The sequence below is a fragment of the Cellulomonas sp. URHB0016 genome, from assembly GCF_054057935.1.
Genome location: NZ_JBSRZU010000001.1, coordinates 2,232,717 through 2,259,177, shown reverse-complemented (window position 1 = coordinate 2,259,177; position 26,461 = coordinate 2,232,717). Strand labels below are relative to the sequence as shown.

The window sequence follows — 26,461 nt, the reverse complement described above, 5'->3', positions numbered from 1 at the left end:
CGCCGGCCGGTCGCCGCCCGCCGGCCGGTCAGGGGCGGGTCGCCGCGACCTGCTCGACGAGGCGCCAGCGGGAGGCGGTCGACTCGGTCACGCGGAGCCCGACGTCCGGCATGAGCAGCACCGGACGGCGGCGGTGGTGCTCGCCGGCGGTCGCCGGGGTGACGGCGTCGAGCACCCGCTGGACGCCTCGGCCGAGCCGGGCCGACGACACGACGTGGTCCGCCATCAGCAGCCGGCCGCCGGGTCGGAGCACCCGGGCGAGCTCGCGCAGCACGGCCCGCTCGTCCTCCACGCAGCACATCATGAAGGTGCCGAGCACGGTGTCGAACCCGTCGTCGGGCAGGTCCAGGTGCGCCGCGTCGGCCTGGATCCGCCGGACCGTGACGCCGAGGTCCTGCGCGCGGGCCGCCGCCGCCGCGAGCATCACGCCGCTGACGTCGGCGAGCGTCAGGTCCGTGACGCCGGTCGCGTAGTACGGCAGGTTCGCGCCGGTGCCGACGCCGACCTCGAGCGTCCGGCCGGTGACGCGCTCGGCGATCCAGCGCCGTGCGGGAGCGAACAGCCGTGGTTCGAGGAACGCGGTCGTGCGGTCGTAGGTCGCCGCCTGCCCGTCCCAGTACGCCGCGCGCGTCGTGCCCATGGTGGTCCAGGCTGCCAGGGCGGGCAGGCCCCGGCGACAGCGGCCGCTCTCTCACGGGCCCGGCTGCGGCCCGATCCCGATCGCCGTGCGGTCACCGTCGGTGTGGGCGGCTAGGCCTAACCTCGCGAGCATGACGCAGACACACCACACCCTGGACTACGTCGAGATCGCGGCACCGGACCTCCCGGCCGCGCTCGACTTCTACTCGCGCGCGTTCGGCTGGACGTTCACGCACTACGGGCCCGCATACGCGGGCATCCGCTCCGCCGACGGTGACGGCGAGGTCGGCGGCCTGACGGCGCAGGGCGTGCCCGGGACGGGCGGCCCGCTCGTGATGCTCTACTCCGCCGACCTCGACGCGACGGTCGCCGCCGTGGAGGCCGCCGGCGGGACCGTCGTGAACGGCCCGTACGAGTTCCCGGGCGGTCGCCGGTTCCACTTCCATGACCCGGCCGGCAACGAGCTGGGCGTCTGGGCGGCCGCACCGGAGTAGGTCCGACCGCGCAGGACGGGCCCTCCGGAGTGCGGACGGCATGTCGTGTCGCGTGCGCCCGCTCCGACCAGGACGGTAGAGGGAGGTGCACGGCAGCACCCGCTCACCAGCACCGTCGACAAGGAGCGCACCATGACGACCCCGACCACCCGGACCCTGGACGTGCCGGGCGCCGCCCTCGTCTACGACGTCCGCGGTCCCCTCCCCACGGCGGACGGCCGACCGCCGCTCCTGCTCATCGGGCAGCCGATGGAGGCCGCGGGCTTCGAGACGCTCGCGGGACTGCTCCCCGACCGCACGGTCCTGACGTACGACCCGCGGGGCCTCGGACGCAGCGAGCGCACCGACGGCCGCACGGAGAACACCCCGCAGCAGCAGGCCGACGACCTGCACCGGCTGGTCGCGGAGGTCGGCGGGCCGGTCGACCTGCTCGGCAGCAGCGGCGGCGCGGTGACAGGCCTGGAGCTCGTGTCGACGCACCCGGAGGACGTCCGCACCTTCGTCGCGCACGAGCCGCCGGTGCTGACGGTCCTGCCCGACGCGACGCAGGCGTTCGCCGCCGAGAAGAAGGTGCAGGACGCGTACCACCGGCGTGGCTTCGGTGCGGGGATGGCGACGTTCATCGCGCTCACGTCGTGGCAGGGCGAGTTCACCGACGAGTTCGCGCGCGACGACGTCGACCCCGCGGCGTTCGGCCTGCCGACGGAGGACGACGGGAGCCGGGCGGACCCGCTGCTGTCCGGGGTGTCGAACGCGGTGACGGCCTACGAGCCGGACGTCGCGGCGCTCACGGGCGCGTCGACCCGGGTGGTGGTCGCCGCCGGGATCGAGAGCACAGGGCTGCTCACGTGGCGCACGTCCGCCGCGCTCGCGGACGCGCTCGGGCAGGACCTGACGGTGTTCCCCAGCCACCACGGCGGGTTCATGGGCGGCGACCTCGGGTACCCGGGTCAGCCCGAGGCCTTCGCGGTGCGGCTGCGCGAGGTGCTCGACGGGCCGGCGGTGGGGTAGTGCGGGAGGTGCTCGACGGCCGGCGGCCCAGTGGTGCGGCAGCGGCTCGACGGGCCGGCGGCCGGGTAGGTCGTCGAGCATGGTCGCAGCCCTCTCGCCCCGGGGCGCCCGTCGGGTGAATCATGGGGCCACCACGGGCGGCGGACGAGGGAGCAGACATGACATCGCACGGCGAGGGTCGCAACCGGTCGCAGGACCTGCCGAAGCTCATCCGACTGGTCACCCTCGGGCTCGCCGTCGTCGCGGTCGTCAAGGAGCTGCGGACGCCGCGCGACGAGCGCGAGTGGAACGGGGTGGTCGTCGGGTTCGTGCCCTACGACTTCCGGGTGCCGACGGCTGAGCGGATCATGGAGCGGATCTGGGACCCGGACGGCCCGCGGCTCGTCAACCCGCGGGTGTTCGGCGTGGGGTGGACCCTCAACGTGGGCAAGCTCGTCGGGATGATCCAGCAGCGGTTCGCGCCCGAGCGCTGACGGCGCGAGAAGGATCACCCGACGCGGGGCGGCGATCCAGGACATCCGGGACGCACCGGGCACTACCGTCGGCACGCAGGTGAAGACGACGAGTGGATGGTGCGACCGATGAACGTGCTCTTGTGGATCGTCGCGGGGTTCCTCGCGGTCGCGTTCCTGCTCACCGGGCTGCTCAAGCTCACCCGGACGCGTGAGCAGCTGGCGGAGGCGGGGCTGGGCTGGGCCCAGGACTTCGGCGCGGGCACGGTCAAGCTGATCGGCGTCCTCGAGGTGCTCGCGGCGCTCGGCCTGATCCTGCCCGCCGTGACGGGGATCGCGGAGGTGCTGGTGCCGATCGCCGCGATCGGTCTCGTGCTCGTCATGGTCGGCGCCATCAGCGTGCACGTGCGGCGCAGGGAGCCGACGCCGGTCGTCATCAACGTGGTGCTGGCGTTCCTGGCGGCGTTCCTCGCGTGGGGGCGGCTCGGTCCGTACCCGTTCTCCTGACCGACGTCCGCCCGACGCCCACACGTCACACCGTGATCATCTGATCGGTGCCCTCCCCGAAACACGAGCACGGCACGATGCCCTGGTACCAGCTGTCCGACCCAGGGAAAGTGTGGACCCGCCTGTGCTCAAGAAGTCCCGCACCGCCGCCACCTGCACGTTGACCTTCGCGCTCCCGTCCACGGCCGTCGACGGCACGGTGAGCGTGGTGGGCACCTTCAACGACTGGACGCCCGGCGCGCACCCGTTGCGCCGCCGCTCCAACGGGACGGCCAGCACGTCCGTGAAGGTCCCGGTGGGCACGACCGTGCGCTTCCGCTACCTGGGCGAGAACGGGCTCTGGTTCGACGACGCCGACGCGGACGAGATCACCGTGGACGGCTCGGTCGTGCTGGCGTGACTGCGCCCAGGGAGTGCGCCCACGAGTGCGCCCACGAGTGCGGCGCCGTGAGGGCGGACGCCGTCAGCTGCAGTAGTCGCAGACCCCCGTCCCGGGGAGCGCCATCGAGCACGTCGGGCACAGCGTGACGGGCCGGTCGTTGACGGCAGGGCGCTTGGCCGGGGTGGTGGTGGTCCGGGCGCGCGTGGTGGTGGCCCGGGCGCGAGCGGGCTTGGCGGGCGGCTCCGGCGCACGGCGTACCGGGGTGGGCTCGGTCACCTCGAAGCCGCGCTTGCGCAGGATCGCGGACGTCCCGCTCGGGCCGTTGCTGAACTCGTGGGCGGCGGCGAGCCGGCCGGTCGCGTACCGGTGGGCGACGCCGAGGATGGCCTGCGAGTCGTAGTCGCGCCCGTTGTGCTGGAGCGTGTAGTCGGCCGAGGGGATGTAGCCGTAGACCCCGAGGAAGTCCTCCTCGCCCCGGGAGTCGTACTCCGCGATCGCCTGGAGGACGTGCTGACGCGTCACTGCGGAGAACGTGGCCACGATGCCGAGCCTACGCCGCGCCCGGAGCCACGAGGTTCGCCGCAGGTCCGACCACGCCCACGACGCGGCTGCCTGCGGCGTCCGCGCCCCGGGGGGAGCTCACGTTCGAGGCGACGATCCACATCGAGAAGCTGTCCATGGCCGCTCTCGACGAGCAGGCCGCGCGGTGGAGGTTCACGGCACCGTGACCGGGCGGCGGCTCGCCGCTCTCACCGGCTGAGCGTCGTCTCCTGGTCGAGCCGGGCCAGCTTGTGCGGGTTGCGGACCGCGTAGATGCGGCTGATCCGGCCGTCCTCGACCAGCAGGCTCATCGCGGTGTCGAGCCGGCCGCGGAACTCCACCCGCCCCGCGATGCCCCCGTTCAGCCACGTCGGTCGCATCTCGAACTCACCGAACGCCTTCGCGATGGCACCGAGGAAGGTCGCGACGCGGTCGGCGCCCATGATCGGACGCCGTGCCGCCTCCACCACGCCGCCGCCGTCGGCCACGAGCACCACGTCCGGCGCGAGCACGTCGAGCAGCCCGTGCAGGTCGCCGAGCCGGACGGCGGTGAGGAACCGTTCGGCGACGGCCGCCTGCTCGGCGCGGCTGACCTGCTGCCGGGGTCGCCGGGCGTCGACGTGCTCGCGGGCGCGGTGGGCGATCTGCCTGACGGCCGACGGGGACTTGCCGAGGGCGCCCGCGATCTCGTCGTACGGGGTGTCGAACACCTCCCGCAGCACGAAGACGACCCGCTCGGTCGGGCCGAGCGTCTCGAGCACGGTGAGCATCGCGAACGAGACGCTCTCCGCGAGCTCCACGTCGTCGGCCACGTCGGGGCTCACCAGCAGCGGCTCGGGAAGCCACTCGCCGACGTAGTCCTCCCGCCGCCGGGCCAGGGTGCGCAGCCGGTTGAGCGCCAGCCGGGTCGTGATCCGCACGAGGTAGGCGCGCGTGTCACGGATCTCGGCGCGGGCGGTCGCGCCGAGGTCCGACCACCGCAGCCACGTCTCCTGGACCACGTCCTCGGCGTCGGCCGCGGACCCGAGCATCTCGTACGCGACCGTGAACAGCAGGCCGCGGTGGGTGACGAACGGGTCGCCGGTCATGCCTGGGACGCTACGCGGCCGGGCTCCGGGGCGGCCGCGCGCGCCGAGCTCGGCCGGGCGAGCGGCGGCAGGCCGCACGACGCGGCGAGGCCGTCCGACTCGATGCCCAGGGCCGTGTTGGTGCGCGAGTAGAAGTTCGCGAGGGCGATCCACGACGTCAGCTCGACCAGGGCGGGCACGCCGAGCGCGTCCCGCAGGCGGGCGCTGAGCGCGTCCGTCACGGCCGGCGGCGTCTGTGACATCGCCTCCGCGTACTCCAGGACGTCACGCTCCAGCGGCGTGAACACGTCGGACTCCCGCCACCGGGGTACCTCGCGCGCCTTTGTGACGTCGAGACCCGCGTCGTGCGCGGAGTAGTAGCCGAAGTCGAGGCACCACGAGCAGCCGAGCAGCGCCGCGACCGCCATGTGGGCGTAGGACTTGAGGCTCTCGTCGCACGCGTGCCACCTCGACGACTTCTGGCCGAGGCTGAGCGAGAACCTCAGGACGGCCCGGTTCTGCCCCAGGACCCCCAGGGACTCGGGCACCTTGCCGAGCATCCGCTTGCTGAACCACCTCAGGAGCGCCCCGTACGGGCCGGTGATCTCGACGGCGGGGATGCGGTCGGTGCTGGCCATGTCGTTCCTCCTCGTAGCCGGTGTCGACATGAAGACACCGGCCGGAGCGGATCTGTGACAGCAGCTCCCGCGAGGGGCGGTCAGGCCGCGGGTGCCACGCGCGAGGTGTCGACCGCGATCGTCGCGACGACCACGAGCCCGAGCGCCACCAGCACCACGACGGCCGGCACCAGCGGCGCCAGGGCCCCGACCAGCAGCGCCGCGGCCGCCCCGCCGGCCCGGAACCACCACGCCCCGAGCCCGAGGTAGCGGCGGTAGTCGGCGTCGCCCACGAGGTACAGGGCGACGCCGGCACCGACGAGCCACCCGGCCGCGGCCGTCGGCGGGTGCAGCGGCTCGTCGAGGGCCAGGTGCAGGCCCGCGCCGAGCAGGACCAGCCCGAACAGCATGAGGAGGTGGTCGACGTAGAACGCGCGCAGCGCCGCGGCGGTCCGGCGCCGAGGGTCGGCCGCACCGAAGGCCAGCGTCGCGCGCTCGTCGTCCCCGGAGAAGTAGCACCACCACAGGGCGGCGATGACGCCGACGACGAGGACCGCGCCCAGCACCGTCGCCGCGTCCAGCCCGTGCTCGTCGACGCCCGCCCCGACCGACACCACCGACTCGCCGAGCGCGATGATCATGAGCAGGCCGTGCCGCTCGACGAAGTGCTGCGCCACCAGGTCGAACGGGGACCGCAGGGCGATGCCGGCCGCCACGGCGATCAGCACGAGCGGAGCCAGCGACAGCACTGTGTGCGCCGGCCCGTCGACGAGCCCCGCCGCGCCGATCAGCGCCCCGATCCCGACGTTGATCGGCATCACCCGCAGCATCACGCGCGCGCTCGAGGCACCGCCGAGCGCGATGAACAGGCCGCCGTGGACGAGTGCCGCGACCACGTAGGCGGCACCGAACAGGACGCTCGACCCGGCGAGCGCGTCGGGGATCGCGAGCGACAGGACGAGGAACGCCGCCATCGCCGCGACGAACAGGAGCCGGACCGCCGTGGTGTCGGGCGTCGCCTGGTTGGTCAGCCACGCGAACCCGTCGTACAGCCACCAGACGACGACCAGCAGGAGCCCGGCCCGCCCGACCGCCGACCACCCGGGGTCGTGGGACACCGTGGTCGCGAGCTGGGCGATCGTCACGACGAACACGAGGTCGAGCAGCAGCTCGACCGTCGTCACCCGGGTGGCGCGCCGACCGTGCGACGTGCTCCGCGTGGCGTCCACCGCCGCCCCCCTGATGCGCATGCGGCGATGCTAGGGCGGCCGAACGCCCAGGTCACGAGCGTTCGCCGTCAGCCGACCGGGTACGGGGTCGCGGCCCTGGCCGTGCGCAGCGCACCGGCCCACCACGCCAGCTGGTCCAGCAGCGTCTTGGCGTACCCGGCGGTGCGGCCGTCGACCGGCTCGCCGTCCTGCCAGGACAGGAAGTAACCCGGGAACGAGAGGCCCTCCCGCAGGGTCACGGCGTGCAGCTCGGTGAACACGTTCTCCAGGTGCAGCACCGCGTGCCGGCCGCCGGCCGCACCGCCGTAGCTGACGAACGCGACCGGCTTCGCCGTCCACTGCGTGAAGTGCCAGTCGATGAGCGCCTTGAGCGACGCGGGATAGCTGTGGTTGTACTCGGGCGTCACCACGAGGAACGCGTCCGCCCGCCCGAGCCGCTCGGCCACGTCCCGCATGCCCTCCGGACGCGGGTACGTGTCTCCCGCCGCCTTCGGCGACATGGCCGGCAGGACCAGCGGCAGGTCGACGTCCGCGAGGTCGATGACGTCGACGTCGAACGCGCCGTGCTCGGCCGCCCGCTCGGCGACCCACGTCGCGACCACCGGTCCGAACCGCCCCTCCCGGACGCTCCCGATGATGACGGCCAGGGTGCTTCTCGTGGTGTCCATGACGGGGACGATGCCGGGCCTGCCGCCGGCCAGCCAGACCGTGCGCAGGCTGGCCCTGACAGGGCCAGGCTCGCCCGTCGGCCGCCCTCGTACGCTCAGGAGGTGGCCACTCCGCTGGGGGACTTCATCCGTGCGAAGCGCGACAGCATCCAGCCCGAGGTGCTGGGCCTGCCGGCGCACGACAGGCGACGAGCCCCCGGGCTGCGCCGCTCCGAGCTGGCGGCCCGCGCGGGGATCAGCGTCGAGTACCTGACCCGCCTGGAGCAGGGCCGCGACCGCAACCCGTCCCCGTCCGTCGTGGTGGCCGTGTCCGACGCGCTCGCCCTGGACGCCGCCGAGCGCGAGCACGTGCGCGCCCTCGTCAAGATGTCGGGCGGCTCGTGCATCTCCGACGGTCGGGCGCGGGGCGCCGAGCACGGGGTGCGCGCGACCGTCTCGGAGGTGCTGCGGCTCCTGGAGCCCGGCGTCGCGATCCTCACGAACCGGCTCGGCGACGTGCTGGAGTGCACCACCGGCTTCGAGCTCGTGGCCCGGGGGACCGGGATCCTCGACGGGCCGGAGCCGAACCTCACCCGGTACGTGTTCACCGACCCGCGGGCGCGGGCGACGTTCCCCGACTGGGAGCACGTCGCCGACGTGCAGGCGTTCGACCTGGTGCTGGGCCCGTCGCTCGACAGCGTCGAGCGGTTCGCCGCCGGGCTCGTGCCGGCCGCCGGGAGCCCGTTCACCACGCGGCTGCACCGGTACGTCCCGCCGCCGCAGGCGCCGATCCGGATGTGTGTGGCGTCCGGCCGGCTGCTGCTGTGGAACCGGGAGGTGCTCACGCTCCCGGGCAGCGACCACCGGCTCGTGGTGCTGCTCCCGGGCGACGAGCGGACCGCGCTGGTCCTGGACGAGATGCGGCGCGACACCGGCAGGGCCGTGCTGCACGCCGTGCGGTAGCGGCTACCGGGCCGCTACCGGGCCGCCGTCGGGTGCCAGACTGGGTGAAGACGCCCACGCTCGATGCGGCCGACGACGGAGGGGACCGGAATGGCAGCAGATCGGCTCCGCGCCATGAGCTTCGCCAGCATCTACCCGCTCTACGTGCAGAAGGTGGCACGCAAGGGCCGGAGCAAGGACGAGGTGGACGAGGTCATCACCTGGCTCACGGGCTACGACGACGCCGGGCTGGAGAAGGCCATCGCCGACGAGGTGAACCTGGAGACGTTCTTCGCCCAGGCGCCCGCCATGAACCCCCACGCGTCGCTGATCACCGGCCTGATCTGCGGGTACCGCGTGGAGGAGATCGAGGACCCCCTCATGCAGAAGATCAGGTACATGGACAAGCTGGTCGACGAGGTGGCGAGGGGCAAGAAGATGACGTCGATCCTGCGCGGGAGCACGGGGGCCGGGGTCTAGGTCGCGTCGCGGTCCGCCAGGGCTCCCGCCCGGGAATCGGCTGCGAGGGTCGTGGCGGCGACGTCCCAGGTGCGTCGTCGCCCATCTGCAGCGTGACGCCGGCGGTGGGAGTGCAGTCAAGGCACGATCGAGCAACGACTGCGGCGCTGGAGGGCCGCATGACCTGGTCTGCCCAACGCCGATGCCTCAGTCGCCAACAATGGGAGCTGGAAGCGCCTGGGTAGTCGTCACGGCAGTCCGCCCGGGCTGCAGCAGTGTGCACGGAATGCACGGCAATGATCCTGGAATGCGCGGTCGTTGCGCATACAGGGCGCCGGAAGGGCAAAAGTGGGCATGGAGGCTTGGCGAGGGGAGCCTGAGACTGTGTCTGACGAAGGCGCGGGCGACTTCGCTGGTGACTGCCGCGGGCGGTTCCGGGCCAGAACTCGTATCCGGGGCATACTGCCGTGGTGGATTCTCCGCCTCGGCATCGCGGCTCGTCCGCATCGCGACTGTGGGTGCCATGAATGGTATCTACGGGCGGATGGTGACTATCGTTGTTATCACTGTCGCAGTGGGCACCGCGAAACATCACCGTGGGTCTAGAGCAATAAAACCCTCGTAGGGCGGCAGGTTCCCGGTCGACGCCCAGACCGGCCCAACCATGCTTGGATGAGGCCTCGCTGCTGCGACGGGCGCCAAGTGCGACTGGAATCGGCAGGAGTGGATGTCCACCTGCACCACGAGCAGCTGGAAGTCCGGACACGGCACGACGCTCGGCAGCGCGTATGTCATAGACAGAAACCAGAGCCACTTCAAGCGGACGGTTGGCGGGTGCTGATGGGGCGGACACGGCCGATTTCCGCAGCCGCGGCTCTCGCGCTGGTCGTGTGCACATGTGTCGCGGGCTGCGACCCGGGTACCACGTCGAACGACATCGGGCTCGGACGGGACCCGTCCGGTCAGCTTGTTGCGCTCGTGAACATGTGTGAGTCCCCGCTGTCGAAGATCGAGGTGGGGGCCGGGTCTGATCGGAGCGCCGATGCAGCCGCTGTGATCTCGCCGGTCGATCCGATGAGCGGCGTCGTGGTCGTTCCGTTGGCGGAGCCGGGGGAGGCCTTCGAGGTCAAGAAGGGTGCCGACTTCCTCTCGGATCCCTCGGTGCCGTTCTTCATCTCGGCTGACACGAACGACGGCACCTGGGGTGACCAGGTGTTCAGCGAGCTGCCAGAGCCGGGAATGGCGCTGTTCAGCATCGGGACTACCAGCGAGCCGAGTTCTCATCCGATCGAGGAGTTCGCGGCGAACGCGCAGTGCTAGGTCATCGTTGAGCGAGGCTGCGAGGCGCGCACCAAGGCCCATCGCTTCGGGATGACCACGGCCTGCGGCAGGCGGGGTGACGGCCCCCGTGACCTGGGCCCGCCCGAGCGGCGATGCGCGGGCTGCTCCTGATCTCCGACGCGGCCGCGTGGTGGGGGACGCACGGCGGCGCCAAGCGCCAGAGACTCAGCACCGTTCTCCGCGAGGTGCACGTCCTACCGGCTGTGAGAGCGACGAGAGCGACCCGAACGGGTGACTCGCGCCCGAAATCCCCCCGTTTCGCCGTGAGTTCCCCGGGCGTCCGATATGTGCCCCGGGCACCTACCGCGGCGGTGTTCGCATGCCGGCGGCACGCGACACGTCCGACCCCTCTCGTGGGCGGAGACAGGGGTTTTCGGAATGCGGCTTCGTCGACGTTGGATCGGTGGTGCCCGGAGCGGGCTGGTGATCGCGGTCACCGCGGTGGCACTGGTGGCGACCGGGACGGTCGGGCAGGCGGCACCTCAGGTGGCGGCCGTGCGGGCCGCCGAGCCCGAGTCGGTGGCGCCGGAGGAGCTGCCGCCCCTGGTCTCGGCGGACGCGGAGAAGTTGTCCGCGCCGGTCGAAGCCGGCCAGTACGAGGTCCCGGCACCGGCGCCGACACCGGAGGCGACGCCGCTCGAGCGCAAGGCCCCGAAGCGCAGCTTCGACGAGAAGTCGTCGAAGATCGTCGGGCGCACGGAGTCGTCGACGGTGTACAAGAACACCGACGGCACCTACACGACGGCCCTGACGGCAGAGCCGTCGAACGTCCTCGCTGCCGACGGCACCTGGCAGCCCGTCTCCACGAGCGTCGGCTCGAGCGCGGACGGCGGCGGGCGGATCACGTTGCACCCGCTGTCGCCGCGGTTCGCCGCGCAGGGTGACTCGGCCGACCTGCTGCAGGTCGCCCATGGAGGTGCAGAGCTCAGCATGTCGCTGGTCGGGGCGAAGGCGAAGGCGCTGAGCCGCAAGGGTGCGTTCGCCCGCTACGCCGACGTGCTGCCCGGCGCCGACCTGCAGTACGAGGTCACCCCAGGGTCCGTGAAGGAGTCCGTTGTCCTGCAGGAGGCGCCGAAGAAGACCCAGACCTACTCCTGGCGGATCCGCGGCACCGGCTTCGGGCTGCGCGAGGGGAAGTCGGGGTCCTACGAGCTCGTGGGCCGGGACGGCGCCGTCGCGATGACCATCCCGCCGGCCGTGATGGTCGACTCCAGCGGTGAGGAGGGGAAGTCGGAGCCCTCCACCGTCAACACCCCGATGACGATCACCCGGGACCGCGACGGCTGGCTGCTCACCGTGACGCCCAGCCAGGAGTGGCTGACGGACCCGGCGCGCGTATACCCCGTGTCGATCGACCCGACCGTGGAGTCCGGGGTCGGGCCCGATCTCCTGTACTCCTACAAGTCCGACGGCACCGTCATCTCGGACGCCCGGGTGCGTATCGGCAACTCGCGCGACAACAACACGGACAAGTACTGGCGGACGGTCTTCCACTTCAACTACGAGCAGTTCTTCGGCAGGCAGGTCATCGACGCCTGGATGCACACGGTCGTCGAGGCGGGGACGGCGAACGGCTACGTCGGCCAGACCGGCTGGGCGTCGGCGTTCAGCTTCAACAGCATCGGGAACAGCCACGGTCAGGCCGTCGTGGACGACGAGGGCATCTTTGATGCGGACGCGCTCGGCGCGGCCTACGCGGGGTGGGTCAACGCCGGGACCAGCGGCGTCTACGTGTACTGCTCCGGGCACGAGATGGCCGGCCTCTACACGTACAAGTACATGCGGGTGGCGCTCTACGTCACGTCCGCCGAGTACCCGTCGACGACGGTGACGTCGCCCGCCAACGGGGCGCGGGTCCCGGTGAACCCGACCCTGACCGGGAGCTTCGCGGACCCGGCGGCGTCTGGCGCGGTCGCGCGCTACTTCCGCGTCGGCACGACGCCGAACCCGGATGCGAGCGCGGTCTACAACAGCGGCTGGCTCTCGCAGGACTCCGTCACGGTGCCGGCCGGGCTGCTCAACGAGGGGACGACGTACTACTGGAAGTCGATGGTGCACAACGCGTACAAAGGCGTCTATGGGAGGAGCACCCAGCGCGAGAGCGCGGTCTGGTCGTTCACGACCAACACGGTGCCCAAGGTCGACAAGACGAAGGTGACGTTCGACGGCCTCGCGCCGCCGGCGAGCGGCACCCAGACGATCGTCAGCACCTCCCCGGCGATCACCTGGCCGGCGGTCGCCTCCGACGGCGACGGCGCCGTCCAGTACCAGGTGAGGATCGCCACCGGCTCCGACGCGGTGAGCGGGACAGTGCTGACCTCCGGGTGGCAGACCGGCACGTCCTACCAGGTGCCCGAGGGCAGCCTGCGCGACGGCGGTGTGTACACCTGGACCGTCGAGACCAAGGACGACCTCGGTTCGGCCCGCATCCTGTGGACGGCGTCGTTCACGGTCAACCGGCGACTGGCTGAGTCGGGGCCGTCTCCCGTCGAGCAGGTCGGGCCGGTCACGGTCAACCTCGCCAACGGGAACGCCGGCCTGCGGTTCTCGTCGCCCACCGTGAACACCGTGGGCGGCCCGATGGGCCTCGCGTTCTCCTACAACTCGCAGGCCGCCCGGACCAAGGGCCTGCTCGGCCGGTACTACGCGGCCGGCTCGCCGGCGTCCTCGTTCGCCTTCGCCTCCGCCGGTGAACCGCTCATGACGCGCACCGACCCTGACCTGAACTTCGACTGGGGCGTGGGGGCTCCGGCGCCGGCCGTACCGGCCGACAACTTCGCCGTGAGATGGAGCGGCTACTTCACGCCGCCCGCCGCGGGCGACTGGACGTTCGGTGTCGTGCAGGACAACGGGGTCCGCGTGGTGCTCGACACCGACAAGACGGTGCTCGACCGCTGGTCGGACGAGAACGGCGGCGTCAACTGGGGAACTGCCCGGACCCTGACCGGCCAGACGCCGATCCGCGTCGACTACTACGAAGCCGGCGGCGGCGCGAGGCTCCAGCTGTGGGCCAAGGGCCCGGGCTACCCGAACGGTCTTGTCGTGCCGTCCTCGTGGCTGTCGCCGACGTTCGAGACGCTGCCGGCGGGCTGGTCGGCCTCGGCCGCGCTGGCGGGCGATGCGGGTGAGTACGCGTCGGCCGCCGTGGAGACCAACGCCGTCGTCGTCACGGACGTGACCGGCACCGCCCACACGTACACCAAGAAGTCCGAGGGCGGATACGCCGCCCCGGCGGGCGAGTACGGCGTGCTCGGCCTGTCGGCGAGCGGGCAGGTGAACCTGACCGAGGAGGACGGCACGGTCTACGTGTTCGGCACCAACGGCCGCCTCGAGTCGTCGACGGCCCCGGGCGACGCGAAGAAGCCGGCCACGCCGGAGGTCACCTGGCGCGGCTTCACGGGCCAGGTCCAGGCCATCACGGACCGTGCGTCCGGCAAGCAGGTCCGCATGTTCTACGGCGGCGACACCGCGCCGGAGGGCAGCGGTGCGGCATGCCCGGTGACGTCGGGCTTCGCGGCACCACCGGCGGGCATGGTCTGCCGGATCGTGTACCCGCCGGCCTCGGGCACCGGCGTCGGCGACTCGACCTACCTGCGCTACGACGCGGCCGGCCGGCTGGCCCGGATCGTCGACCCGGGTGCGGAGGTCACCGACTTCGAGTACGCCTCGTCCGGCGAGCTCACGGCGCTGCGCACGCCGCTGATCAGCGACTGGCTCGCGGCCGACACGACGCGTACCCCCTCGGACGCCAACAAGCTCCGGATCCAGTACGACGTCACCGGGGCGTCGACCAGGTCGTCCAAGGTCACCCGGATCACACTGCCTGCTGCGGACGGCGTCAGCCTGGCGGGGAGCGCCGTTTCCGGCTTCGGCTCCGACGACCAGGTCACGGTGCACGGTCCTGCGAGCACGACCTTCACGTACGCCGACGCGTCCACCACGTACGTCGACCGGACCGGCATCTCAGGTCACGCTCGGACGGTCACGTTCGACGGTGCCTGGCGTCAGCTCACCGACTCGTCGCCGAGCGGCCTGCGCTCGAGCCAGGTCTGGGACCCGGCCAAGGACCTCGTGCTGTCCTCGTCCGACCCGGCGGGTCGCACGACCACCACGATCTACGACAACCGTGACCGGGCGGTCGAGAGCTACGGGGCGGCACCGGCGACCTGCTTCGGAAGCGACCGCACGCCGAACACCGCGTGCGCCGCGTCGACCGCTCACACGTCGACCCGCTACGACGAAGGTCTGACGGGGTTGAACGTCGCGTACTACACCGGACCGCGCCTGGCCGGCCAGCCGAAGGCCATCGCCCTCGGCCTGGGCGGCGGGTCGCTGGACCGGAGCTGGAGCACACCGCCCGATGCCGGCCTCACCGAGGCGTGGGGCGCCCGCCTGACCGGCGTGATCACCTTCCCCGCGGCGGGCACCTACACGCTGACCGCGGCTTCGGACGACTCGGTGCAGGTGTGGGTCGACGACATCCGTCAGCTTGCGCCGCCGACGGCGGGCACGGTCTCGACCAGCGTGATTCGCACCGCGGCCGGCCCGGCACGCATCCGCATCGACTACGTCAACACGGCTGGAGCCGGCTCGCTGAAGGTCTCGTGGTCGGGCCCTGGCGTGGCCAGCGGCGCGGTGCCTGACACCGTGCTGTCTCCGGACTACGGGCTGGTCACGAGCACGACGGTCGCCGACGCCGTGCCCGCGACGGTGCCCGCAGGCACGCCTGCGGTGACCGCCGCCCAGGTCCCGGCACAGGTCTCGCAGGTCGGCTACGGCGCGAGCCCGTGGCTCGGCCAGCCGGTCACCACCACGGAAGACCCGGGCGGCCTCGCGCTGACGACGGCCACCACCTACGAGGCTGCCGGCGCGGGATTCCTTCGCCGCACGGGCCGCTTCCTGCCGGCCGCCACCGTGGCCGCCGTCACGGCCGGTCGGACCGTCCCGACGGTCGCGGACGACGGTCCTCGTGGTACCCGGTACGTGTACTGGGGCGACAAGGAGGCGCTCTCTGCGGCCACCTGCGGTGTGGCCGCGGGGACCAGCCAGGCGGGCCTGCTCAAGTCGGCGACCGAGCCGACGGCAGCGGACGGCACCGCGATCGTCACCTCGTTCGTCTACGACACGTGGGGTCGGGCGGTCGGGTCCAAGCGCGGCGACGCCGGGTGGACCTGCAGTGTGTTCGACGCCCGCGGGCGGGTGACCTCGGTCACCTACCCCGCTGTCGGTTCGACCCCGGCTCGGACGGTCACGAACGCGTACACGAGCAGCACCGGTGACCCGCTCACGAGCACGGTGAGCGACCCGTCGGTGACGGGCTCGCCGAACGGCGGCACCGTGACCACCGTGGTCGACCTGCTCGGCCGGGTGGTCAGTTACACGGACGTGTGGAACGTCAAGACGACGACGCTCTACGACGCGGCGGGGCGCGCGTCGACCACGAGGACGACCGACGGCGTCGCGACCTACACCGGCGTGATCTCCTATGACGGCGACAGCCGGCTCAAATCGGTCAGCGATGGCGGAAAGGTTGTCGCGACCCTCACCTACACCGGTGCGGACCTTACGGGTGTCACGTATCCGGCGGGTACGGGCAACGCCGGCAACGGCACCGGCCTGGCTGTCGGTCGTCATGCCAACGGGGCGATGTCGTCGCTGGGGTGGTCGTTCGTCGGCTCACCGGCGCTGACGGATGCGGTGGTGCGCTCGCAGTCCGGGCGGATCCTGACCGACACCGTCACCGACGGCACGGCGATGAAGAGCTCGTCGTACGGCTATGACGCTGCGGGCAGGCTCGTGGCCGCGACCATCCCGGGCCACCGGCTGACGTACTCGTTCGCCGGTACCAGTGGCTGCGGACTGAACCCGTACGCCGGCCGGGACGGCAACCGCACCGGTTCGACCGACACCCCGACAGGCGGGACGGCGACCACGGTGACGTCGTGCTTCGACTATGCCGACCGGCTCACCGCCTCGACGGTGACGAACCCGGTCACGGGTGCGTCGCCGGTGTCGGGCACCAGCCTGACCGCGGCGAACCTCATGTACGACGGGCGCGGCAACACCACGACCCTGGCCGACCAGACGCTCGTCTACGACGCGGCCAACCGGCACGTCTCGACCACGACGGGCACCGGCGCGACGGTGACCTACCTGCGCGACGGCACCGACCGGATCGTGGGCCGCACCGCGCAGGACACCAGCACCACGACGGTCAGGTACGGGTTCACCGGGTCCGGCGACAGCTCCGACCTCGTGGTCGACACGTCCAACAAGATCATCCAGCGCCAGCTCGCCCTGCCCGGCGGGGTGGTGGTCACCCTGCCGACCTCCGGGGCGGCGACCTGGTCCTACCCGAACATCCACGGCGACGTCATCGCCACAGCCGACCCGGCCGGCGCACGGACCGGCGCCGTCGTGACCTACGACCCGTTCGGGCAACCCCTCGACCCGGCCACCGGACAGATCGGCACTACCACCGCCGACGACTCCGTGGCCGACAACATGCCCACCGACGCCGACAACGCCTGGGTCGGACAACACCAGAAGCTCTACGAACACGCCGGCACCATGGCTGCCGTCGAGATGGGCGCCCGGGTCTACCTACCGGGACTTGGACGCTTCCTCTCCACGGACCCCGTTGAGGGCGGCGTCGATAATTGCTACGCCTACCCGACGGATCCGATCAATGCTTTCGACCTCGATGGCCTCAAGACGACGAAGGCGGCTTGGTACAGGCGAGCGTGGCGAGGGACCGTGAAGGGCGGCCGGTTCATCGCCAACGTGAACAATGGATCGACTACCCTCGGACTGGTCATCGCTCGCGCCTCCGGTGCCAAATGCAATTGGAACAAGCAGGAGTGGATGTATGCATGCACCGGCGCTAAGCGGTTCGGAGTCAAGGGTGGCACCACGTACGGCAGCACGTTTGTCTCGAGCAAACTTTCAAAGGATCTCGACGTCAGGGTCATGGCACATGAGGGCAAGCACTCCAACCAGTGGGCTCTCTTGGGTTCGCCGGGCATGGCATTCGGCTACCTGAATGCCTATGCCAGCCAAGGTGAGTGCAACTTCTATGAGAGACAGGCAGGATTTGCGGATGGCCACTATACCAACTGCCACTAGACGAGTGAACCGTTCGGCCGGTGCACTGTTCGTTGCCATGGCTGTTCTCGCGACTTCGGCCTGCGATCCGAGCCCTCCGGACACCGACGTCGTCCTCTCTCGGACGCTCCAGGGTCAACTGCAGTTGGTCGTGAACCTTTGCGAATACACGCTCGACTACGTCGAGATCGGCACCGGTACCGACTGGGGTCGGCGGGGCGAGATCCGCATTACGCCGACTGCCGATATGCAAGGACGGCTCGTGATCGACCTCCCAGACCCTGGCGACGCCTTCGACGTGAAAGACGCCGACGACCTCGAGGCGATGACCGCCCCGTTCTTCACCACGGTGTGGGTCGACGACGGCGAACTCGCTTCGCAGGCATTCGACGTCCTGCCTGAACCGGGCGAGATGACTTACATCTCGCCCGTGTCGGGCGATTCCGTCGTGGCGCCAGCGAGCGAGCTCGACCGGTTGCAGACCTGCAGCGAGCCGAATGGCGGGGCCGATTCATGACCGGATCGTAGGAGGTTCGGCCCCGGCCGGGGGGCGGGCGGAGCGTGTGAATCGCACTTTGGAGCAGGCGGTACGGGTTCTGGATGCTGGTGACGCTTCTCTCGGGCCTGGCGATCGTGGCGGCGGGAGAATCAGCCGGCACCACCATCGCGGTCGGATCGGGCGGCCCCTCGACCCCGCCGCCGGGCAGATCGGCACCACCACCGCCGACGACTCCGTCCGAAGAGCCCGATAAGCGCGCAGGCATCTGACGTCGACCTCAGCCACGACGCTCGGAAACAGTGTGGTGCTCGCGATGACGGTGGAGGGGAGTCCGAGCCCCGATCCGTGCTCAGTAAAATCAGCTGGGCTTATTCTTGGTGAGAGCCGAGCACTCAATCGGAGGGCGGTGCGAAAATGACGATCTTTTGGCCGGCGTTTCTGGGAGGTCTTTTGATGATTGCAGCATCCGTTCTCCTCTGGCGGAATCGATCGGCGGTGGCAGACCGGAATCGATTCGCTCAGGAGCGTGCCTTCGGTGCGGCCTCCAGCCGAACTGGTCGTGCGTCGACGGCCGAGACGATGGGACGGGTTGCCATCGGATGGGGCGCCATCGGTGCGCTCGGGATGGTGCTCTCGCTCTTTGACCTGAACTGGGGACATTAGTCGACCGGTCCCTCCGAGGTGTTGGCGCACATGGGGCCCCTGAGCCAGCAGTTGTCGCGGCGTAGCATGCACTACAGATGCACGCCTCGTAAGTGGAGCACCGATTGAAGGTCTGATCGAGAAAGGCATGGATGTGAGGGTCTTCGGGCCGGCGTTTGTTGGAGGGCTTGCACTCATTGTCATCGGCCTGGCCATGTGGCGGAAGCGCGAGGCGTACGCCAGGTTCAATCGCGAAATGCAGAACAACGTGTTTGGTTCCTTATCCACGAAAGTTCAGCGGGCCTCCACTCCGAAGCTGACGGGACGTATGGCGCTGGGTGCATGTGCGCTCGGCGCATTCATGTTCATCCTCTCCTTCTTTCCCGATCAGTGGGCGCAGGGGTAAGTCGCGGACGGCGCGCCTCAGGCGGCTGCGGCCCTGGGAACGGCGACGACGGCCGGGCGGCAGGGGCGAGGGCGAACGACCGCTATGGCGGCTTCCGTCACGCATGTCTCGTTCCCTGCGCCGTACCGGCAGCTTCCTGCAGGCGCCTGGGAGAGCCCCATCGGTTCAGGCGTGTGGACCAGGCGACACTATCGACCACGGGCGGCTCACCTCGAGCGGTTCGCGCGCTGAGGACGGAGGCCGATGCGGGAGTTCCACACTGTCGAGCAGGACAGGGTGAACAACGTTGCCGCTGCGTGCTTGGGGGTTGCGTTGACCGTCTTCATCGTGCTGCTGACGTTCCATGGGACCATCCTGTGGCTGTCGATTGCCGGGAGCGCGCTGATCGCCGGAGCCTGGATCGCGTGGGGTCCTAGGCTTGAACACTGGCTGGAGGGTGACCTCCTGTACGAACGAAAGACGAGGAGTGTGGCTTCGGCCGACATTCGCACCGTGCAGCGGATCGAATGGGTCTGGGTCCCCAGTGGAGCGAACAGGGTTGCCCTCGTGTTTCCCGGCGTCACACTGTCGATACTGATCGGCCAAACCTCATTCGCGCTTCGACAGGAGATCGGGGTCCGAATTCGAGCACAGTTCCCGACGCGAGTGTTCGATCACCGCGCAATGAGCGCATTGGGAATGGCCGGACCGGCGGACGGTACAGCCGACGCGTGAACGGGACCGCCAAGTGAGGGAAGAACACCGCGCTCCAAGGCATGACCGGACTGGCGTCCTCCGGTGCGCGCTCCTCTCGGCCGGGGCGAGAAAGGCAGCCGGCTGACTCTCGCGGCTGGGGTGACAAAGTGGAACGATCTGGGGGCAAGGTGCGGCGCAGAACGATAGGCAGCGGGCGAGTGCTGTGGTCGCCTTGGCATGCGTACAGTTGGCTTCTTGGGCTGGGGACGCTTCTCTTGGGCCTGGCAATCGTCACGGGGGGCGAATCAGCGGACACCACCATTGCGGTCGGATGCGTACTTCTGGCAGGGGGACTGTTTCTGACCGTCCGCATCCCGATGATGCGCGTGACATTGACGACGGACTCGGTCGCGATTCACGGACTGGTCAAGACAAGACGCATCAGCTGGGACGACATTGCGGACGTGACCATGGCCGATACCGCCGGCATCGTGCTGACCGCGCGCGCTCCTGCACTCACGCTCGAGGACGGTGAGCAGGTCGTGTTGTCACATCTGGCCGGATACACCACGCCCGCACGTGAGCCGCGGTCCCGTATGGCGCGCCAGCTGGACGTCCTGAGGACCCGCCTTGGGCGCTGAATCGGGCGCGTGCCTCGTGCTTCGACCGGGCAGATCGCGAAAGGAAGCGGTGATGTACGCAACCGGGAGGACCCGAGTTGTCGTGGATACGACGACGGGTCAGACCGCATCGGCCGTCAGGAGGTGACTTGCCATGTCTGACGCGGTGCGCAGGACTTGGGACAAGCGGGACGACATGGCGTATTTCCGGTGGTCTGACGAGCCGTCTGAGTTCCAGGTTCACATCCAGGACCCACGCCTGCAAGGTTCCATTGTTCTCGACTTCTCCTCAGAGAACCGCCTGATCGGAGTCGAGTTGATCAACGCTACTCTGTTGCTGGGGAAGCGGGGAATGCACGTCCTTGATGGTGCAGTGGAGCCATAGCCGCGTCGTTCCGGCGCCATTCGGGTGTTGGAAAGACGGGCGAAAGGTTGTACAGCACCTGGAAGTCAAAACCGAGGCCCGGCGAACCCGACTCGGTGGGCCTACGGCCGGTAGTCTCCCGTTCGCCGCCCGTAGGCCGGTTCGCATAGCTTGGAGGAGCGGTGCAAGGTGTTCGGTCCACGAGCAGCATTCGTAGGGCGGCGGGTACACGCGGTGTGCCCCTGACGACGAGGTCCGCCGTGACGCTCGGCGCCACTGTGGTGTTCCTCATGGGGCTCGGCGGCTGCGGCGATCCGGGGCTGCCGACGCCCGGCATTGCGCTCGTGACCGCCACGGCCGGGACCACGTCGCTCGTGAGCCAGACGTGCGACCCCGCGGCGACGCTCGAGATGAGCTCCGGGCCTGATCTTTGGTCGGATCCGGAGGTGAGGGTGAAGCTGGATGAGGCGGATACCAGCCAGGACATCAACCTGTCTGCGCTGGCCCAAAGCGGCAGATTCCTCGTCGGCGACCAGGGCGTCGTCGACCGCATCTCGGGTCCCTTCGCGGTGCGGCTGTACTCGGCGGGCGGGGCACCTGTGGGTGCCGTCGTGTTCGACGGGGCTCCGACACCGGGACACGGCCTGGTCGTTCTCCGCAACGGCGACAGCGACGCGAGCGTCGTCGACGCCGCTGACGTCGAAAGGCTGAACCGGCCCGCTTGCTAGGCATTGTTTTCGAGGGAGTCTGGGCAATCGCGTGAACAGCGCCATCGCTCTTGGCTGCTCGGGGACAGCTGAGATGCCCTTGAGTAACTCGCTGCACGCGCACGCGACGAGTCAGTCTCACCCTGTCGGATGTTTTTCGAGCGTCGTGGCGACTTTCGACGGCGGTATCAGCGCGGTGCAACGGTGAGCACCGTAGGACGTCGCCGTTCGTCGGCCGCTGGCTGCGGGACTAGGAGGTCGATGTGGCCACACAGTGGCAGCCGAAGGAATCAGATCGGCAACCGGTCGAGGGGCAGGCGCTCATCGTCGTCGCTCCCGCATTCGAGGTCACGACCTGGTGGGGCGAGGACGACAACGAAGCGGACGTGGTTGCTGTGGCGGCCGGCCGGGTCCTGACGTGGGCGACGCCGGAACAGTGTCTGACGACCGTCGAGAGCTGGGGCTGGCTGGTCGAGCCGGCTCTGGAACCGGTGCGCCTGGACGTGCGACCCGTGGCTGACTGGGTGTGTCGGCGGCGAACGACGCTGGACTTCCACGCCGCGCTCGACACGTGGAATCTCGCCACGGACGTCGCGCGTAGCGTGTGCGTGGCATGGGGGGACCGGGGCGTGCTGGCCGACGCGTGCTACGACAAGCTGCTCGTGGCGAACGTGCCGTGGCTCGTCGGACGAGACCACTACACCCCGCGCTGGAGCGTCGCTCAGGAACGCTACCTGCGTCGTCGACTCGCTTCGGCGCTCTCGCTGCTCCGCGCGCAGCTCGGCCCGGTGCCGGGCCGGCTTCCACAGCCTGCCTAGGAGAAGGGCGTCACGATGCCGTGCTCGATCGCTACCGGGTCGGAGGGCTTCTCGGTGCTCGTGATCGACCCTCCCGCGCTGTGGTGGGGGGCGATTCCCGGTTGCCGGGCCGTCGCGACCGTTCACGACCGCAATGTCGCGCACCGGATTGCTCGGCTGCTCGAGAGCGTCGAGCGGGCGGTGCAGATCGTCGTCGTCAACGAGCCCGACGCCCTCGACCAGCTGCGGCAGATTGCGGAGGGCCGAACCCCGATCACGGCGCTGGAGGTGGCTGACGAGCTGGCCGACGTCGACCGCCCTCCCGGGCTCGATCCCGACGGGCCTTACCCGCTGCGGCTGGATGACTTGTTCGACGAGCTCGACGAGGAGGTCTTGCCTCAGTCCGTGCGGGACGTTCTCCCGGCCGTCGGGCGGCAGCTCGTCGGGACGCTCGTCGAGCGCGCGACCGATCCGACGTCGCGACTTGCCGGGCTGCGGGCATGCAGCCAGCGCGTGCTCGCCCGAGCGGCACGGGCGCCGCTCGACGAGGACGACCGGGTCCGTCTCCGGCCGGACATCGACCACGAGAGGCTGATCTGCGAGCGGTGCTTGTGTCAGTACACGGTGTTCCCGGACTGCACGATCGGTCCAGGGGTCGAGCCGTTCGGCGCTCCCGCGACCCTGAGCCTGCTGTGGCACCCGGCCGGCCTGCGACTCGCCGAGAGCCGTCACGACGTCGACGAATGCCCGTGCCATGGCGAGAGCGAGGTCCTGGCGTGGGCGGATCCCGACTCACGAGTGCTCGCTGAGGTGCTCACACACCTGACGGACGTCTCCTCGGCTGGCGAGCCGCTGGACGCCCGCCTGATGGACGGCTCTGAGCTGGTCGTCGCGCTGGCGTCGGGGCGGCAGCTGGCGGTCCGACGAGGCGGCGACGGTCGCTGGGAGTACGTCTGCTGGGACGGAGACCGCGCGCACGCGCCCACCTTCACGTCGCGGGACGTCGCGGCCGACGGCGCCCTGCGCGACACGGACGGGTCGGCACCGACATCGCCGGCCCAGATCGCACGCGCCGTCCGTGCGGTGGTCGGCGAGCAGCACCCATGACGACGACGGCGCTCGTCGGCATGGGACGGGCTCCGGTGAGGGCTACACTCCGGGACCTCACCTCGGCGGCAGTGGCGATTTCGCCTCCACCTGGTGAGATCGGGCGCCGTCAACGAATCGAGTGAGAAAGTTGTGATGCACGTATTCTGGCCGGGATTCGGTATCGGGATGGTGATGACTGCGATCGGCGTTGTGACGTGATCGCGCCGCGCGTCGTCCGCCCGGTTCAACGCTGATCTCATGCGAGCAGCTGCGGCATCGCTGACGAGACGCCAGCAGCGCGCTTCTACGCCTCAGACATTCGCGCTGATTGCCGTCCTCACCGGTGCCACCGGCATCTTCGCCGTCGTTCTGTCGTTCTTTCCTGACCGGTGGGGGTAGCGCAGATCCAGGTCTGCGGCCGTCAACGGGATCGAAGACATTGGGCCGAACGCTCGCCCTTGCTCGCGAAGCCGCTCTATCGATCCGTGTCTGCCATCAAGGCCAAGATTGATATCGACATGCGAACCGCCATCACACCAAGGAAGCGCAGGTAGTGGAACCTCGAACGGCGGTTGTCGTGGCGATCTACTGCCTGGTGGCAGTGCTGATGACAGGGATCGCGATGCTCCGGGACGCCGGAGGCGAGGGTGGGAAGGTTGCGTCGATCGCCGGCTCGGTCGCTGTTCTCACCGTCGCGGGCGCGTTGCGGGTCGCACTGATCGGGCTGCACTGGATCGTGGCGGTAGAGCTCGGTTCGGCGCTCATGTTCGCGATCATTGTGGGCACCAGGCTCGATCCGATGAACGCAGTCGTCCATTGGCCGGGAGAAACGTCGCGGATGCGGCACTACAGGAGCCTCCGTCCGTCGCGTCGCGGGGCGGAGCCAGACGTGCGCCGCAAGAGCGCGGGCATTGACGCTCCTGCTCTTCGCGACGGCCGCCGTCCTGATCATCGTCACCGCGCAGGAGTAGAGACCACTGCGCAGCTCGACGATCGTGGCCTGCACCCAGCGCTGACCACCAAGGGAGACATGGTGACCAAGAAGGTGTCCCGAGGGCGCGTCGTCGGGGACCGGATGTGGGACCTCGACGGCGTCGAATGGCGCAGTCAGCTCGGTCGATGGGCCGGTGCGCAGGAAGTTGTCGACTCGCTGTCCCGTGGGAACGGTGTGTTCGTGCACGGCCTGGGCCCACCGTTCCGCCTCCTGAGCAGGCGCGAGTCGGCAGCGTACTGGCGTCACGCCGAGCGTCATTTCGAGGTTCCCGGCCAGTCCGGTGCTGAACCGGAGGGCGACGGGCTGACCTATGCGGCGCAGGTCTGGCGTGCATCGGGCAGCAGTCGGCTGGGATTCGTCGAGATGTGTTGAGGGCACCGGGTCGCACGGTGCCGGAGAGAACACCCCCGACTCGGGGCGACGGTCCGGCGGAGCGCACGATCGTGGGCCACGTCGGTGAGGTGTGCCGGGAGCCGATGTCAGACCCTGGTCCTACGTTGTTCGGCATGGACTTCGAGGACCAGCGGGGCGCGGCGGTCGAGAACGTCGACATGACGGGCTCTCGGCTCACCAGGGTGGACTTCACGGGCTCGACGTTCCGCGCGGTCGCGCTGCACGGCGTGGTGATGCGGGACGTCGAGGTCTCGAACACCACGATCGACGGGGAGATCGAGAGCCTCGTGGTCAACGGCGTCGACGTGGCGCCGCTGGTCGACGCGGAGCTGGACCGCCGGTATCCCGAGCGCCCGCTGTTCCGGCCGACCGCCGCCGACGGGTTCCGCGCGGCGTGGGCCGTGAACGAGCGGCTGTGGGCGGAGACGGTCGCGCGGGCCCGGCGGCTGCCCGAGGAGCGGCTGCACGAGTCGGTCGGCGAGGAGTGGTCCTTCGTCCAGACCCTCCGGCACCTGGCCTTCGCGTCGCAGGCGTGGGTGGGTCGTGGGGTGCTCGGCGACCCACGGCCCTGGCACCCGCTGTCGCTGCCGTGGGACCAGATGGAGCCCCGGGACGGCGTGCCGCACGACCGGGACGCGCGTCCGGGGCTGGACGAGGCCCTCGCGGTCCGGCTGCGGGCGCTGTCGCTGGTCCGGGGTGTGGTCGAGGGCCTGACGGACGAGCAGCTCGACGTCCCCGGTGAGCCTCTGGTCGGTCCGGGGTGGCCCGACGAGGGCCGGGTGCTCACCCCGCGACGGTGTCTCCGGGTGGTCCTCAACGAGGAGTGGTGGCACCGCCGGTACGCGGAGCGTGACCTGGCCGTGCTCGAGGAACACGGCTGACGGCACGGTCGCGTGTGCCCGCGCGGATCCCACGGCGTCGGCCGGGCCGTCGTTACGCTCGGGTCCCATGCCGGCCAGTACGAGTCGCACAGCGCGGTACGCGCGGCGCCGCCAGCGTCGGATGGCGGCGGTCGAGCACGACCTGACCCCGGAGCAGTGGGCGGCGCTCACGGCGGCGTGGGGCGGTTGCGCGTACTGCGGAGCGACCGGTGTGCCGATGCAGCGCGACTGCGTGCTGCCGATCTCCCGGGGCGGCCGCTACACGTTGGACAACATCGCGCCCGCCTGCGCCTCGTGCAACGCGAGCAAGTGCAACGACGAGGTCACCGGGTGGCTGCGGCGCAAGCGGCTCGACGAGCGGGCGTTCCTGGAGCGTCATGTGGAGATCCAGCGGGCGCTGCGTCCACCGGTGTGAGGGCGCGGTCGGCCCCGCGGTCGAGCGTCCGCCGGCTTCTGCGGAGCGAGGCCTGAACGGGGTCGAGCCGCGCCGAGCCCGGGTCCCAGGCCGTCGCCGACCTGGCGTTCCCGGGTGTCCGCCGGATCGGTGGCGGACGCACGATCGGGAGCGTCGACACCCCGGCCTGCACGGGAACCCTTGACATTTCCCGGTCGCCGACGTCACCCTTGTCCCCGCACCGTTGACACGAGTCAACGGTCAGGGGCCCTCAGCGCTGACGGCCCCTGACCTGGGGTGCTGCCGGTTCAAGGGCGACCTCATGGGCGCCTGGCCCTACCGGCCGCGACGCCTGGACCTCCCGTCGGCTCCACCCGACGCGCCGGAGCGGGCCGACGGTCGTGTTCCCCCACCGAGCGGACGCCGCCGCGCGCGACGCCTGCCGGAGCTGCTCGTCCGGCGTGCCCGCCAGCAGGCGTCCCCGCCGTCGCCCCTTCGTGCCTGCCGCGCTCGACATCGAGGTCGAGATCGGCCCCCGCACACCATGTCCGAGAAACGGAGATGACCGG

Annotated in this window: 27 protein-coding genes; 20 read left to right on the top strand and 7 right to left on the bottom strand. The window is 70.3% G+C overall.

The window, feature by feature from the left end; translation table 11 throughout:
- Positions 1–28: 28 nt before the first annotated feature.
- Positions 29–640 (bottom strand): class I SAM-dependent methyltransferase, encoded by a 612-nt coding sequence (locus ACVW07_RS10415; protein ID WP_456819178.1) that lies wholly within the window; start codon positions 638–640, stop codon positions 29–31.
- 130 nt (positions 641–770) lie between these two features.
- Between ACVW07_RS10415 and ACVW07_RS10410 the strand changes: the two genes are divergently transcribed.
- The 5 genes from ACVW07_RS10410 (at position 771) to ACVW07_RS10390 (ending at position 3,503) form a co-directional block, all read left to right on the top strand.
- Complete coding sequence (locus ACVW07_RS10410; protein WP_456819177.1) at positions 771–1,133, top strand: VOC family protein; 363 nt, start codon at positions 771–773, stop codon at positions 1,131–1,133.
- A 132-nt stretch (positions 1,134–1,265) separates the two neighbouring features.
- Positions 1,266–2,144: an alpha/beta fold hydrolase gene (locus ACVW07_RS10405; RefSeq protein ID WP_456819176.1), complete on the top strand. Its 879-nt coding sequence runs from the start codon at positions 1,266–1,268 to the stop codon at positions 2,142–2,144.
- Positions 2,145–2,302: 158 nt separating this feature from the next.
- Positions 2,303–2,617 (top strand): DUF5808 domain-containing protein, encoded by a 315-nt coding sequence (locus tag ACVW07_RS10400; RefSeq protein WP_456819175.1) that lies wholly within the window; start codon positions 2,303–2,305, stop codon positions 2,615–2,617.
- A 108-nt stretch (positions 2,618–2,725) separates the two neighbouring features.
- Entirely contained in the window at positions 2,726–3,103 is a 378-nt protein-coding gene (locus tag ACVW07_RS10395) for a DoxX family protein (protein ID WP_456819174.1), read from the top strand.
- A 124-nt stretch (positions 3,104–3,227) separates the two neighbouring features.
- Positions 3,228–3,503: an isoamylase early set domain-containing protein gene (locus ACVW07_RS10390; protein WP_456819173.1), complete on the top strand. Its 276-nt coding sequence runs from the start codon at positions 3,228–3,230 to the stop codon at positions 3,501–3,503.
- A gap of 63 nt (positions 3,504–3,566) precedes the next feature.
- Here the strand turns inward: ACVW07_RS10390 and ACVW07_RS10385 are convergent, their stop codons facing one another.
- From ACVW07_RS10385 to ACVW07_RS10360, 6 genes are all read right to left on the bottom strand, one after another.
- Positions 3,567–4,025 (bottom strand): hypothetical protein, encoded by a 459-nt coding sequence (locus ACVW07_RS10385; protein ID WP_456819172.1) that lies wholly within the window; start codon positions 4,023–4,025, stop codon positions 3,567–3,569.
- A gap of 10 nt (positions 4,026–4,035) precedes the next feature.
- Complete coding sequence (locus tag ACVW07_RS10380; RefSeq protein WP_456819171.1) at positions 4,036–4,164, bottom strand: hypothetical protein; 129 nt, start codon at positions 4,162–4,164, stop codon at positions 4,036–4,038.
- A gap of 70 nt (positions 4,165–4,234) precedes the next feature.
- Positions 4,235–5,113, bottom strand: a complete 879-nt coding sequence (locus tag ACVW07_RS10375; protein WP_456819170.1) for an RNA polymerase sigma-70 factor — start codon at positions 5,111–5,113, stop codon at positions 4,235–4,237.
- Positions 5,110–5,730: a carboxymuconolactone decarboxylase family protein gene (locus ACVW07_RS10370; protein ID WP_456819169.1), complete on the bottom strand. Its 621-nt coding sequence runs from the start codon at positions 5,728–5,730 to the stop codon at positions 5,110–5,112. The genes ACVW07_RS10375 and ACVW07_RS10370 overlap by 4 nt, the downstream gene beginning before the upstream one ends.
- 80 nt (positions 5,731–5,810) lie before the next feature.
- Positions 5,811–6,959, bottom strand: a complete 1,149-nt coding sequence (locus ACVW07_RS10365) for a low temperature requirement protein A (RefSeq protein WP_456819168.1) — start codon at positions 6,957–6,959, stop codon at positions 5,811–5,813.
- A gap of 47 nt (positions 6,960–7,006) precedes the next feature.
- Positions 7,007–7,606 carry an NADPH-dependent FMN reductase gene (locus ACVW07_RS10360; RefSeq protein WP_456819167.1) on the bottom strand — a complete coding sequence of 200 codons (600 nt, stop codon included), beginning with the start codon at positions 7,604–7,606 and terminating at the stop codon, positions 7,007–7,009.
- A gap of 102 nt (positions 7,607–7,708) precedes the next feature.
- Here ACVW07_RS10360 and ACVW07_RS10355 point away from each other — a divergent pair, with 102 nt between their 5' ends.
- From ACVW07_RS10355 to ACVW07_RS10285, 15 genes are all read left to right on the top strand, one after another.
- Positions 7,709–8,548, top strand: a complete 840-nt coding sequence (locus ACVW07_RS10355; protein ID WP_456819166.1) for an MmyB family transcriptional regulator — start codon at positions 7,709–7,711, stop codon at positions 8,546–8,548.
- Between the two features lie 114 nt (positions 8,549–8,662).
- Entirely contained in the window at positions 8,663–9,007 is a 345-nt protein-coding gene (locus tag ACVW07_RS10350; protein WP_456819165.1) for a DUF2200 domain-containing protein, read from the top strand.
- A gap of 813 nt (positions 9,008–9,820) precedes the next feature.
- Entirely contained in the window at positions 9,821–10,306 is a 486-nt protein-coding gene (locus ACVW07_RS10345) for a hypothetical protein (RefSeq protein ID WP_456819164.1), read from the top strand.
- A gap of 444 nt (positions 10,307–10,750) precedes the next feature.
- Entirely contained in the window at positions 10,751–17,452 is a 6,702-nt protein-coding gene (locus ACVW07_RS10340; protein ID WP_456819163.1) for a PA14 domain-containing protein, read from the top strand.
- Between the two features lie 4 nt (positions 17,453–17,456).
- A complete protein-coding gene (locus ACVW07_RS10335; protein WP_456819162.1) occupies positions 17,457–17,948 on the top strand; it encodes a hypothetical protein in 492 nt (163 codons plus the stop codon).
- A 772-nt stretch (positions 17,949–18,720) separates the two neighbouring features.
- Complete coding sequence (locus ACVW07_RS10330) at positions 18,721–18,978, top strand: hypothetical protein (protein WP_456819161.1); 258 nt, start codon at positions 18,721–18,723, stop codon at positions 18,976–18,978.
- A gap of 243 nt (positions 18,979–19,221) precedes the next feature.
- Positions 19,222–19,692, top strand: coding sequence for a hypothetical protein (locus tag ACVW07_RS10325; protein ID WP_456819160.1), 471 nt, complete (start codon positions 19,222–19,224; stop codon positions 19,690–19,692).
- Positions 19,693–19,928: 236 nt separating this feature from the next.
- Entirely contained in the window at positions 19,929–20,294 is a 366-nt protein-coding gene (locus tag ACVW07_RS10320) for a hypothetical protein (protein ID WP_456819159.1), read from the top strand.
- 133 nt (positions 20,295–20,427) lie between these two features.
- A complete protein-coding gene (locus tag ACVW07_RS10315; protein WP_456819158.1) occupies positions 20,428–20,658 on the top strand; it encodes a DUF2283 domain-containing protein in 231 nt (76 codons plus the stop codon).
- A 239-nt stretch (positions 20,659–20,897) separates the two neighbouring features.
- The gene (locus tag ACVW07_RS10310) at positions 20,898–21,365 is read left to right on the top strand and encodes a hypothetical protein (protein ID WP_456819157.1); all 468 of its coding nucleotides are present in this window, start codon (positions 20,898–20,900) and stop codon (positions 21,363–21,365) included.
- A 242-nt stretch (positions 21,366–21,607) separates the two neighbouring features.
- A complete protein-coding gene (locus ACVW07_RS10305) occupies positions 21,608–22,162 on the top strand; it encodes a hypothetical protein (RefSeq protein ID WP_456819156.1) in 555 nt (184 codons plus the stop codon).
- Positions 22,163–22,177: 15 nt separating this feature from the next.
- Positions 22,178–23,248, top strand: a complete 1,071-nt coding sequence (locus ACVW07_RS10300; RefSeq protein ID WP_456819155.1) for a hypothetical protein — start codon at positions 22,178–22,180, stop codon at positions 23,246–23,248.
- Between the two features lie 559 nt (positions 23,249–23,807).
- A complete protein-coding gene (locus ACVW07_RS10295) occupies positions 23,808–24,596 on the top strand; it encodes a hypothetical protein (protein WP_456819154.1) in 789 nt (262 codons plus the stop codon).
- 134 nt (positions 24,597–24,730) lie between these two features.
- Positions 24,731–25,498, top strand: coding sequence for a DinB family protein (locus ACVW07_RS10290; RefSeq protein ID WP_456819153.1), 768 nt, complete (start codon positions 24,731–24,733; stop codon positions 25,496–25,498).
- A gap of 67 nt (positions 25,499–25,565) precedes the next feature.
- The gene (locus ACVW07_RS10285) at positions 25,566–25,913 is read left to right on the top strand and encodes an HNH endonuclease (RefSeq protein WP_456819152.1); all 348 of its coding nucleotides are present in this window, start codon (positions 25,566–25,568) and stop codon (positions 25,911–25,913) included.
- The last annotated feature ends 548 nt before the right edge of the window (positions 25,914–26,461 follow it).